Origin of the sequence: Mucilaginibacter galii, assembly GCF_014635825.1 — a bacterium.
GTDB lineage: Bacteria > Bacteroidota > Bacteroidia > Sphingobacteriales > Sphingobacteriaceae > Mucilaginibacter > Mucilaginibacter galii.
This window is the reverse complement of the sequence record NZ_BMDO01000015.1, coordinates 70,897-82,966: the sequence shown is the minus strand read 5'-3', so window position 1 is coordinate 82,966 and position 12,070 is coordinate 70,897. Positions and strand designations below refer to the sequence as shown.

The following is a 12,070-nucleotide window of genomic DNA, read 5'->3' as shown; positions in this document are numbered from 1 at the left end:
GTTACATTAGGTAAATGTTTTTGCAGATGAAATCAATGCATAATTTTTTATTTTTACAACCTAAATAACAGTCTATGCCCGAAAGCACACTACCGGCTACCGGCAGTTTTATGGATAACGAGTTAAGCTTTAACGATTTCAGGAAAATTGTTATAAACGATTACCGCATTGGCTTTGAAAGCAGGCAAGCCAGCTTACTGGGCCGCCGTGAGGTACTTACCGGTAAAGCTAAATTCGGCATTTTTGGCGATGGTAAAGAGGTTGCCCAGCTCGCTATGGCCAAAGCTTTTAAAAAAGGCGACTGGCGCGCAGGCTATTACCGCGACCAAACCTTCATGTTTGCCACAGGCATGAGCACGCTTAAAGAATTTTTTGCGCAGCTTTATGCACACCCTGATATTGAAAAAGATCCGGCATCGGCAGGCAGGCAAATGAATTGCCACTATGCCACCCGCTTTGCTAACCCCGATGGTACCTGGGTAAACCAAGCCGAAACCATGAACTGCTCGGCCGATATATCGACCACCGGCGGACACATGCCCCGCTTACTGGGTTTGGCGTATGCCTCTAAACTGTACCGCCAAAATAAGGAACTGGAAGAAATGAAACAGTTTTCTGTTAACGGTAACGAGGTAGCATTTGGTACCATAGGCAATGGCTCCACCTCCGAAGGTATCTTTTTAGAGACTTTTAACGCTGCCGGTGTACTGCAGGTGCCCATGGCTATATCTGTTTGGGACGACGCCTATGCTATTTCAGTCCCAGCCAGTTTACAAACCACGAAAGAAGACATTTCTGAAGCCTTAAAAGGCTTTCAGCGTGAAGATGGTACCAATGGTTACGAAATATTTAAGGTTCGCGGCTGGGACTACCCTGCTCTTTGCGAAACCTACAACATAGCTATCGACCTTTGCCGCACACAGCACGTTCCGGTGTTGATACACGTAATTGAGATTACACAGCCGCAAGGCCACTCCACCTCCGGCTCACATGAACGCTATAAACCAGCCGACCGCTTAGCCTGGGAAACTGAGCACGATTGCCTGGTGCAAATGCGCAAGTGGATGTTAGATTCGGCTGTTATCTCTGAAGCGGAATTAGATGAGTTGGAAGAAACTGCGAAAAAGCATGTGCGCAACAGCCAGCGCGAAGCATGGAACGAACTTTCGGCCGAAATTAAAGCTGAAATGGAAGAAGCAGCCGCTTTGATAGAGCAAATGGCCAATCATTCTTTAAATAAAGAATTGCCTGCTGTTGCTTCTGCTCTGCGTGCTACGGTTGATCCGGGCCGGCGCGAGATTGTAAGCGCTGTACGTAAGGCGCTGCGCTTAACTAATAAAGAAACTACTGCCGAGCGTAAGAACCTGCTGGAGTGGTTGGCTCATGAAAATGAACTGAACCGCGAACGTTTTAACTCTAAGCTATTCAGCGACACGCCTTTATCTCCATTGCATGTTCCGGTTGTTGCCGCTACGTATGATAGCGATGCCAAATTACTTGACGGGCGCGAGATACTGAATGCCTGTTTTGATTTAGCCTTTGAACGCGATGAACGCATTGTTGCATTTGGTGAGGACGTAGGCGCCATTGGCGATGTAAACCAAGGCTTTGCGGGCTTGCAAGCCAAATACGGCAATTTGCGGATCACTGATACCGGAATACGTGAGAATACCATTATTGGCCAGGGCATGGGTTTGGCTATGCGTGGATTGAAACCTATTGCCGAAATACAATACTTAGATTACTGGATTTGGGCCATTACCGTGTTGAGCGATGATTTGGCCAGCTTAAGCTACCGCACACGAGGCGGACAAAAAGCGCCTCTAATTGTGCGTACGCGTGGTCACCGTTTAGAGGGTATATGGCACTCAGGTTCTCCTATGGCCTCTTTACTGGCTAATTTGCGCGGCCTACATATTTGCGTTCCTCGTAATATGACGCAAGCTGCCGGCATGTACAACACGCTTCTTCAAGGCGATGAACCCGCCATTGTGATAGAAAGCCTGAACGGTTACCGGTTGAAAGAAAAAATGCCATCTAACATAGGCGATTTTACCGTTCCGTTGGGTAAAGCTGAGGTAATGCTTCAAGGTACTGATGTTACCGTAATTAGCTACGGTTCAACCCTGCGTATTGTGCAGGAAGCAGCAGAGGAACTGGCCACCATGGGTATTAATATAGAGATTGTAGACCCACAAACCCTCTTCCCATTCGATAGTGATAGGGAGTGCGTAAAATCACTTCAAAAGACCAATAAGCTGCTTATAGTTGATGAGGATGTGCCGGGCGGTGGTTCGGCCTACATATTACAAAACATATTGGAAGATCAGGGTGGTTATAGCCACCTGGATGCAGCTCCGCAAACGTTGTGCGCAAAGGCTCACCGTCCGCCTTATGGTTCTGATGGCGATTATTTCACCAAGCCATCAATAGATGATATAATTGAAGCGGTTTATGCCATGATGAATGAGAGTAGTCCGGCTAAATTCCCGGCCATATATTAAGGTCGAAAGCAAGCGAAATGTACTGCTTTAAATATTTAAGAAGTTAGGTTATTCCGCATCTTATTTACAAAAAACTTCATATTTCTTCAAAAAAACAGAGTGGTCCAAAAACCATGTGGATCACTCTATTTTACACTTGCTGTTTCAATTTTTTACGGTGTACCCAACTTTCGGGGTGTCATTTTTAAAGCCTATCTTTACATCATTTATAACATGTATAGGCTGCTAATTATTTTTCTTTTCTGCACCTTAAATGGCTTTGCACAATATCCGTATGAAAAGCATCCGGTTATTAAGTACAAGCGTGCCGCTATCAGGCTAGATCAAAATAATTCCCAAACATATTTCAAAGCATACGCCTACGCCAAGAAATACATGTTCAAGTTTATAGCACCTGCCGCTCCGGATGGATGTAATCTTTTTCTGTATCTCGACGGTAAGCTAATCAAACGCATGGCTGTAGATGACCAGTTTGACTGGCCGCTGAGGGATGGATTACTGTACATTGGCGATATTAATGGCGATGGTTTAAAAGACTTTAAAATAGCTTACCCTAACAATGGCAGCGGCCTGGCCGGCTCGCTCATTAAAAAGATCTACCTGTTTAATTTAGGAAAGAATAAGTTTCAGAAAATATCTTTCGTAGATTTTGCATGGGATTATGAGCGTGATTTTAATGGCGACGGCAAATTTGAGCTATTTGGCCAAAGCTACCTCTCCTACCAAAATCATGCCTATTGGGTCTACGATCTGTACAGCTATCAGAAAGGCAAATTGGTTAATGTGAGTAAAACTTATAATTACCCTATAATGATCCAGTTTTTGGGGTCGAAGGAAAATTATAAGATCACTAATAAAGTGCCCCGTAACCAAATGAAACAGTTTAGCAGGCCACTACCAACAAACTACAATCAGGAAGATCTGAATAACTAACAAGTGATCTTCGTAAGCGCCTCTGCCCCTGCGTTGACCTTTAATTTCTTTTTGCGTTAAGGATTGAAGTGGATACCTGCCCGTGATTAAGGCCTGCAGGCGTATGAGCGGAAAGCCTGGCCCGGAGGGAAACGCCCTGTTGAAGTTAGCGGTTATAGAATTCAGTTGTTTACTGCCTTAACAACTCAACAGCCTAATAACTTCATATTATCTCCTTAACTTAACAACAAACCCTTACTTTTGCCGCAAAACAAAAATCAATCATTACAATGGATAGTACCACTTTTACCACCATAGCCGAAAACATTAAAACCCGCCGTACCATTAAACCGGGTATGATGAACGGCCAAAAAATCCCTAACAGCCATGTTGCCGCTTTATTAGAACTGGCCGACTGGGCCCCTACTCACGCCTTTACAGAGCCTTGGCGCTTTGTAGTTTATGAAAACCCTACTACTTTCTGTCAGCAACATGCCGAATTATACAAGCAGGCTGCCGAAGCTGCGGGCAACTTTAACCCAACTACTTACAATAATCTGGCTAACATGGGCGCTAATGTATCGCACGTTGTTATTGCCATTATGCACCGCAGCGAGTTGTCTAAATTACCAGTGGTAGAAGAAGTGGCTGCTGCATCTTGCGCTATACAAAACCTGTTGTTAGGTGCTACGGCCTTAAATATAGGCTCGTTCTGGAGCACCGGTGGTGCTACCCTGAAACCTGTTATGAAAGAGTTTTTAGGCTTGGGACAGGAAGACCAGGTACTGGGCCTTTTATACCTGGGTTACAGCGATGTACACCCTGAAGGCGTGCGTAAAACACCTTTGGAAGAAAAAATTAAATGGGTAGCCTAAGCTAACTTTAAACAAAACCTTTTCGTATAACTGCGGGTTAATATATGAGAATAATTTGACGCAGTATGGCAGCGTTAGGGTTATATTTGTATACTATCACAACAATTATAACCTTAACTTAAGCCTGTTGACTTTTAAATTGTACCATGATTAAAACTATCACCGGACATATGAAAAGAAGACTTTGGTTAGCCATTACCCTGCTAATTATTTTATCGTTTGCTATTATCAGTTCAAGATCGGCTACGGTTAAAAAGGCAGGTGCTATTGTAAAAAAGGAATCAAAAACCAATACGGTAAATAGTGCTTTTGCCGGATACGTATCTGATATTTATCAAACTGCTGGTTTAAAAACATCAGGTTTAGATTATGATGTTTTTCAGAAAGCGATTACCGGATACTACAATCTTAAACAAAACAATAAGATTGCCGCCAACAGCAGCGTAGTTACCGTAGTTGATTTTAATAAAGCCAGCACCGTTAAACGCATGTGGATTGTTGACCTGCTTAAAAAGCAGTTGTTGCTGAACACCTGGGTTGCCCACGGACAAGGAAGCGGTGACGATTTAGCGACCCAGTTTTCTGATAAAACCGACTCGCATCAAAGTAGCTTAGGTTTTTACGTAACCGACGATGTTTATTATGGCAAGCATGGCCGCTCGTTACGTTTAGATGGCATGGACGCAGGCTTTAACAGCAATGCACGTTCGCGTGCGGTGGTATTGCACGCTGCAGCTTATGTGTGTGAGAACACCATTAAACAACTGGGACGCTTAGGACGCAGCTTTGGTTGCCCTGCGGTATCGCCGGAGGTGTCTAATCAAATTATTGATTTGATCAAAGGCCACAACATGCTGTTTGTAAACGCCAATGTAAGCGGCTATAACTCTAAATATTTAAACGATAGTTTGCTATCGCAATTTACAGCTCCCGCCGATAGTTCGGTTCAGCTTTCCAAAGCAGGGATTTAAGATAACATCATAAGAAGTAAAAAGCCCTTGTAAGTTCTACAAGAGCTTTCTACTTTTATAATTGCTGATGCGCTATTTGTTCTTCACAAACTCAATGGCCTTAAAGTTTAGTCCGCCCTCGTCTACATTTACTTGCAATTTGTTCAAACCTTTACGAAGCTTTATGTTTTTGAACTCTAAATAGCTCCAATCTTTTGTCGTAATTGCTTTGCCTGGGTAATGAACAGTCTCCAAGTTCAAAGAAACTTTACCCTTTCCAACTTCTGATGCTACTTTTAGTTTGACGGTATAAACACCCGCTTGCTTCACGTTGAAAGTATATTTAAGCCACTCGCCATCCTCCATACTATAAATGTGGTAGCCGTCATTGTCTGCCTCAATATCTACGCCGTCGTTACGATATACATGGCCACGGTTTCCCTGGGTTTTTACGCCGGGCGTATATTGGTAGCTTGAGGTGTCTTTATCGTAATAAGCCTTGCGCTGGCTGCCCAAATCATAATCTACCGCATTAATGGTGGCTTTACCGATTACGGTGACGCTTTTGAATGGCACGGTTACATCCGTTTTTACCTGCCTAAACATAGCATCGGTTACATCGCGGTGGTAAATATTATTCTCCAGTTTAATATTCTCTAAAAACTCATCCAGCGTGGCAATGGCCTCACTCTGGCTTGGTTTAGGAGCCTTGCCATACCAGTAATCAATTAATTTTTGGTACGATGGTGTAAGCTTAATTTCAAGCGGATTATTGATACCGATCTTCTTTTCCTGCCACCAGCTCCAGCCAATGTTTTGCCCTTCCACCAGCTTAATAGCTTCGGTAAACCAGGTGTTGGAGTTCTCGCCAGATTCACCCATCCAAAGCGGCACATTATTATCGCGGCTCATGTTCAGAAAGTTTTGAATAGAACCCAGGTTGTTGAAGTTGCCATACTTGTGAAAGCTCAGCACCATATTATTGTCCCACAGGGGGAACACTCCCCGGTAATTATTACCGAATCCATTGCCCTCAATAATGATAATGTGGTTTTTATCTACCTCGCGTATAGCCTTGGTAATATCTACCATCAACTGGCGCAGCGGGGCGTTCCTGGTTTCTTCGGTGCCCTTTCTATCGGTAGCTTTTTCAAAGCCCCAGTTAGGTTCGTTAATAATATCATAGCCGCCTATGTAAGGCTCATTAGCGTAACGCTGTGCCAACTTTTTCCACAACGCTATCATCTTTTGCTGGTTGGCAGGGCTATCCCAAAGCGAAGGTTTTGATGCGTCACGGTCAGATATGGCCAGGTCGTTACCTTGTCCGCCGGGGGCTGCGTGCAGGTCGAGTATGAGGTACATATGGTTAGCCTTACACCATTTCAGCAAACTATCGGTCATAGCAAACCCTTTTTCCAGCCAGGTATTTTGTCCGGCTACGGGCTCCTGTTCAACTGGCAGGGTGTACAAGGCGTAATGCATGGGTAGCCTGATGGAGTTAAACCCCCAGGAAGCCATCGAATCGATATCAATTTTACGGGTATGATTAGTGAGCCATTTATCGTAGAACCTATTGGCGTACTCTGCCCCTGCCACATCGGCTATACGGGCTTTGATGCGGTATTGCTGACCTGTGTTGCCCAACTTAAACATATAACCTTCCTGCAGCATCCAGCCGCCTAAACCCATACCGCGTAGAATTACTTTGTTGCCCTTGCCATCAGTTATTAACCTGCCTTTAGCCTTTAAGAACGTTTGGCTTTGTGCCGGGAGCACCATGGTGAGGATGCTAAAACAAGCAGTCACAAACGTACGACCAAGTGCCGACTTGTTCATATGAAAAACAGGGAAGTGAGGAAGCATTTTTGAGGTTATTTTAATGGTGATGTGTGCTGCCAAAAATATTGAATTAGCGTTCAATAAAATAAGAAAAATGCACATTTAAACAGTATATGAACCGCTTAAATATATATATACGCTTTATGAACATTAACAAAAATGTGCGTATAGAACGCATACGCAGCATTTTCAACTAATTAACCTCCATTGCAAATTTCTTTGATACGCTTTAACCGCAAGACCATAAATATTTAAGAAAAACGGTCATATTGACACTAAAAAACTATTCGCGCTTATTATCAAAAGCTTACATTTTACTCAAGATTTTCTTGCCTTAACAGCCTCATGGTTAGCTTATATTTACATTAACCAATTACACCAGGCACCACTTATAATGAAAAGAAAATTAACGGGCATGCTCATGCTCCTCTTGTTTGCGCAAGTTAGTTTTGCGAAATCTTATTTAATACATAATGAGCAGGAGTTTAAAGCCGCAAATGATAACGCACGTCCGGGTGATGTGATCAGGATTGCTAACGGCACGTACGCGCCATGGGCCGTAACGCTATCGGCCAGCGGTACCAAAACACAGCCCGTAACGTTAACTGCCGAAACCGTGGGCAAGGTGATCTTCACCGGCGACGTTAAACAAACGCTTATCAAAGTCACCGGTAACTATGCCGTTATAAACGGTATTAATTTTACCGGTTGCAAGCTGTTGAAAGAAGATGGCAAGACCGGGTTGCTTATAAACCTCGATAATACGCAATACTCGAAGATCACGAATTGCTATTTTGAAAAAAACCGCGGAACGGTGCAGTTTATGGGTTTGGTTATTGTATCGGGCACGGGGCAGCATAACCAAATAGCCCACTGTACCTTTAACGGTAATATTGACGAACTGGATATACAGGTTAAAATTACCAAAACGGCCGATTGTCCGCTTTATACGCTCATTAACAACAACGTCTTCCAAAACAAAGAAAAGGTTAGCTGGAAGGTATTTAACGGCGGCGAATGTGTGCAGGTGGGCCAGGACCCGGTATTGTTAGGTACCAGGAGCCCCAAAACCACTGTGCGCAATAACCAGTTTACCCGCTGCAACGGCGAGGGCGAAGTGATCAGCAACAAGAGCAGCGATAACAAATACATCAAAAACGTATTTGAAAATTGCGATGGCGAACTGGTAATGCGCGGCGGCCATGATTGCCTGATAGACAGCAATACCATTAAAGGCGGCGACAGCGGCATACGCATTAACGGCACCGGCCACACCGTAACCAACAATACCATTAGCGATGTTAAAACTGCCATTCGCCTTATGTACGGTATGGCGAAGGGTAAAAACGAAGTAGGCTTTTACATTGCACCTAACGGCTGCCTTATTCAAAACAACACCATTAGCAATGCCACCACAGGCATACTTGTTGGCGATAATAAGAATCAGGATTGGACCGGAAAATTTGACACCACGCGTTATCCATCGAGGGTAATGCAGGATGTGCCCCCAACCAATAATAAGTTTGATAACAACAAGTTTACCGGCGTTACCAATAGCATAGTGTACCAATAACTATGTTAAAGCATAATTTCGGGCTTTAAACGGCTCCTTATTGCAGTATTTAATATATTTGAATACAATTAAAAAAACCACCAGTTAACTGCATGCGGCCACTTCGTTTTAAAATGAATGGCGACGGTATACCCCGGTAACTGCTATTTATTGCTTTATATATATGGATAGAATGCTACCTGCTATGCATTTCTCTTATTCTAAAAAATGGCTGTTGGCTACTTTACTGAGCCTGCTTTTTGCCTTGCCGCTATTTGCCCAAAAAGCTATAGTGATTGATAGCAGTCTTAAACAGTATAAGTTTACCCTGAACGAGATTGAATGCCTGGAAGATACCAGCAACCGGCTTACGTTTGCCGACGTTAGGCTACCGCTAAACAACCGGCAATTTAAGGCCAATAATTTATTTTTTCCCAATAACCAAAATCGTACTTCTACCTACTGGTACCGCATTAGGGTTAGGCTCCATAAATCTACCGTAGATAAAGCTGCACTTTTTGAGTTCTTCGACCAAACCACCGATGAGGTTACCGCCTACATTCCCGATGAGCAGGGCTTATATACAGCCAGTAAATCAGGAGCTAAAATTGATTTCAATTCGCGCTTGTACCAGCACAAAAATTTCGAATTCCTGATCAAGAACCCCAGTGAAGGCGAGTATACCTATTACTTCAAGCTAAAATCGCACAATCTGGTTAACGTAATTATAGTATACCGTACGCTCGATTACTTTATTCATTATGCACTGAACGAGTACCTCACCTTTGGCTTGTTCTATGGCATGATTCTCATTTTTTGCTTCCATAACCTGCTCATGTTCATGGCGGTTAAAAAGCGGCAATATCTCTACTATGTGTTCTATATTTTGAGTGTGGCCATATACGAAATGAGTGTAGACGGCATTGCCTTTCAGTACCTCTGGCCTAAAACACCCATACTTAACGATTATGCTTATGGTACGGCCCTGTACCTGCTCAGCGTATTTGCCCTCATATTTACCGAAGAATTGTTACAGGCAAAAAAACGGGCCGGGCGCTTTTATAAGCTTATAAATTACACCGTTCTACTAAGAACGCTATACTTCTTATACTGCCTGTTATTTGATAAAAGCCTGTTTGCCTACAAGTTTGTAGAGATCATTCCATTATCTATTGCGTTTGCGGCGGGGCTACACATTTACAGGGGTGGCTTTAAGCCTGCAAGGTTTTTTGTACTGGCTTATGCTATTTTATTTACGGGCTTCATGATCAAGGCCTTAACTGCCCTGGGCTACGGCCGTATGTTGCCGGCCTTTGTGAGCTATTATAGTGTGGGCTTTTGTTTTGTGATAGAAATGGTACTGCTTTCATTTGCCATTGGCGACCAGGTGCGCATTCTACGTAAAGAAAAAGACGAAGCTCAGGAGGAAACCATTAAGCAAATGCAGATTAACAGCGAGCTTAAAGATTCTATAAACCGCGAACTGGAGCACCAGGTACAGGTGCGTACGAAGGAAGTGGTAGAAAAATCGCAGGAAATACTTGAGCAGTCCAAGACTATTGAGGAGCAAAGCGAGCAGCTCATTAGCATCAACCATTTATTGGAAGAGCAAGCTTCGGAAATTACCCGCATGAATGTATTGCTGGAGAAAGATAACATACAGCTCAAAACCAATATTGATAAGGTAACCGATGCCCGCGTGCTCTCGGCCGAACTAAACTTTGAAGAGTTCAGCGCCAAGTACCCCGACCAGGAAAGCTGTTACAAATTTCTTTCCGAACTCAAATGGAAGAACTGTTACCAGTGTACGCGTTGCAGCCATACCTCCTACTGTGCTGGTCGTGTACCGTACAGCCGCCGTTGCACCAAGTGCAGTTACGAAGAATCGGCCTTGCACAATACCATATTTGAGAATAATCGTATTCCCATTAACAAGGCGTTTTACCTGGTTTATTTGATCTATAGCAGCAAGGGCACTATCTCGTCGCACCAACTGTCAGATAAGCTGGGCATCAGGCAAAGTACCTGCTGGGCTTATGCCACGCGCATAAAGAAGGCTATGCAGGAGCAAAAACGGTCGCGCAAAAAAGACATTCCACAAGGATGGAGCACACTGGTTATATAGCAGAAGCTTAGTGCTCATGTCAATTAAACGCAAATATTAACTTTTAATTGAGTTGAGGGACCGTTATGCCTTACTTTTGCAGCGCTTACCAAAAGCGTTGCAGGTATGAGTGATCAGGCTATACATTTTCCATTTCCCAAACATTATTTGCGCATTGCCGTGGGTGCGGTATTCTTTTTACCGGGCTTAATTTTTGCCAGCTGGGCGTCGCGCATTGCCACCATACAGCAAACCCTTAATTTGAGCGATGCAAGTTTAGGCGCCATCTTGTTCTCTATACCGGTGGGGTTAATTTTGTCGCTGCCGGTAGCGGGCTGGCTGGTTTCGCATATTGGCAGCCGTAAGCTGGTTTTAGCGGGTTTGGTGATGTATGCGTTGGCTTTGATTGGCCTGGGGGCATCGCCCAACGTACCGTTGTTGGTTGCCTGCATGGTGCTGTATGGCTTTGCCAGTAACAGCGTAAACATTGCTGTAAACACACAAGCCGTTGCTGCCGAAAAGCTTTATGGAAAGCCTATTATGGGTTCTTTCCATGGGCTATGGAGTTTGGCCGGTTTTGCCGGGGCGGGCATTGGCACCATAATGATAGGCCAGGGCGTGGTACCAGTGCAGCACTTTGCGGTAATTGCTTTAGTGGTAATTATATTCCTATTCGTTTTTCAACGCTATTTGCTTGACGATAGTGCCAAAACCGAAACCGGCCCGGCCTTTGTGCTACCCGACAGACCGCTCATCAAATTAGGTATCATTGCTTTCTGCTCCCTCATTTGCGAGGGCGCCATGTTTGATTGGAGCGTAATCTATTTTAAAAAGATCATTAACGCGAGCGGTGCCTGGATGGGTGCCGGTTACACCTGCTTTATGTGTACCATGGCCCTGGGCCGCTTTGCCGCCGACTGGTTTGCCGCCCGTTTTGGCCTTAAACAAACCCTGCAATTGAGCGGCTTATTAACTGCATCGGGTTTACTGGTAGCCGTGATATTTCCACATTTGTATACCGCCATGCTGGGCTTCTTGCTGGTTGGCTTTGGTGTATCGTCGGTAGTACCTATGGTTTACAGTGTTGCCGGCAAGTCTAAAACCATGTCGCCGGGTATGGCGCTGGCAGCGGTGTCTACCATTGGCTTTGTGGGCTTTTTGGTTGGGCCACCGGTTATCGGCTTTATTGCCGGGGCATTTAGCTTGCGTATAAGCTTTATGCTGATTGCGGTAATGGGTTTATGTGTTACGGGGATTTCCAGTAAGGTTAAGTTATAAGAAGCATTAACATTTTTTTGATCGTTCAAAGCGACGTAACAACCTAACGCCGCTTA

8 protein-coding genes are annotated in these 12,070 nt (G+C 44.2%); 7 read left to right on the top strand and 1 reads right to left on the bottom strand.

What is annotated here, in order from left to right; translation table 11 throughout:
- Positions 1-74 precede the first annotated feature (74 nt).
- The 4 genes from IEV61_RS19675 to IEV61_RS19660 all read left to right on the top strand — a co-directional run bounded on the left by IEV61_RS19675 (position 75) and on the right by IEV61_RS19660 (position 5,262).
- Positions 75-2,504: an alpha-ketoacid dehydrogenase subunit alpha/beta gene (locus IEV61_RS19675; RefSeq protein ID WP_188418775.1), complete on the top strand. Its 2,430-nt coding sequence runs from the start codon at positions 75-77 to the stop codon at positions 2,502-2,504.
- A 213-nt stretch (positions 2,505-2,717) separates the two neighbouring features.
- Positions 2,718-3,437: a VCBS repeat-containing protein gene (locus IEV61_RS19670; RefSeq protein ID WP_188418774.1), complete on the top strand. Its 720-nt coding sequence runs from the start codon at positions 2,718-2,720 to the stop codon at positions 3,435-3,437.
- A gap of 269 nt (positions 3,438-3,706) precedes the next feature.
- Entirely contained in the window at positions 3,707-4,291 is a 585-nt protein-coding gene (locus tag IEV61_RS19665; protein ID WP_188418773.1) for a nitroreductase family protein, read from the top strand.
- A gap of 170 nt (positions 4,292-4,461) precedes the next feature.
- Positions 4,462-5,262 (top strand): murein L,D-transpeptidase catalytic domain family protein, encoded by an 801-nt coding sequence (locus IEV61_RS19660; RefSeq protein ID WP_188418772.1) that lies wholly within the window; start codon positions 4,462-4,464, stop codon positions 5,260-5,262.
- 72 nt (positions 5,263-5,334) lie between these two features.
- Here the strand turns inward: IEV61_RS19660 and IEV61_RS19655 are convergent, their stop codons facing one another.
- Positions 5,335-7,077, bottom strand: coding sequence for a cellulase family glycosylhydrolase (locus tag IEV61_RS19655; protein WP_229747223.1), 1,743 nt, complete (start codon positions 7,075-7,077; stop codon positions 5,335-5,337).
- Between the two features lie 397 nt (positions 7,078-7,474).
- Between IEV61_RS19655 and IEV61_RS19650 the strand changes: the two genes are divergently transcribed.
- From IEV61_RS19650 to IEV61_RS19640, 3 genes are all read left to right on the top strand, one after another.
- Positions 7,475-8,653, top strand: a complete 1,179-nt coding sequence (locus tag IEV61_RS19650; RefSeq protein WP_188418771.1) for a chondroitinase-B domain-containing protein — start codon at positions 7,475-7,477, stop codon at positions 8,651-8,653.
- Between the two features lie 163 nt (positions 8,654-8,816).
- Positions 8,817-10,757, top strand: coding sequence for a 7TM diverse intracellular signaling domain-containing protein (locus IEV61_RS19645; RefSeq protein WP_229747222.1), 1,941 nt, complete (start codon positions 8,817-8,819; stop codon positions 10,755-10,757).
- Positions 10,758-10,862: 105 nt separating this feature from the next.
- Entirely contained in the window at positions 10,863-12,014 is a 1,152-nt protein-coding gene (locus IEV61_RS19640; RefSeq protein WP_188418770.1) for an MFS transporter, read from the top strand.
- Positions 12,015-12,070: the final 56 nt, after the last annotated feature.

Bases quoted from the DNA above. Each gene is read 5' to 3' on its own strand.
- IEV61_RS19645 (WP_229747222.1), top strand. From the start codon at position 8,817: ATGGATAGAATGCTACCTGCTATGCATTTCTCTTATTCTAAAAAATGG.
- IEV61_RS19650 (WP_188418771.1), top strand. From the start codon at position 7,475: ATGAAAAGAAAATTAACGGGCATGCTCATGCTCCTCTTGTTTGCGCAA.
- IEV61_RS19675 (WP_188418775.1), top strand. From the start codon at position 75: ATGCCCGAAAGCACACTACCGGCTACCGGCAGTTTTATGGATAACGAG.
- IEV61_RS19665 (WP_188418773.1), top strand. From the start codon at position 3,707: ATGGATAGTACCACTTTTACCACCATAGCCGAAAACATTAAAACCCGC.
- IEV61_RS19655 (WP_229747223.1), bottom strand. From the start codon at position 7,077: ATGAACAAGTCGGCACTTGGTCGTACGTTTGTGACTGCTTGTTTTAGC.
- IEV61_RS19660 (WP_188418772.1), top strand. From the start codon at position 4,462: ATGAAAAGAAGACTTTGGTTAGCCATTACCCTGCTAATTATTTTATCG.
- IEV61_RS19640 (WP_188418770.1), top strand. From the start codon at position 10,863: ATGAGTGATCAGGCTATACATTTTCCATTTCCCAAACATTATTTGCGC.
- IEV61_RS19670 (WP_188418774.1), top strand. From the start codon at position 2,718: ATGTATAGGCTGCTAATTATTTTTCTTTTCTGCACCTTAAATGGCTTT.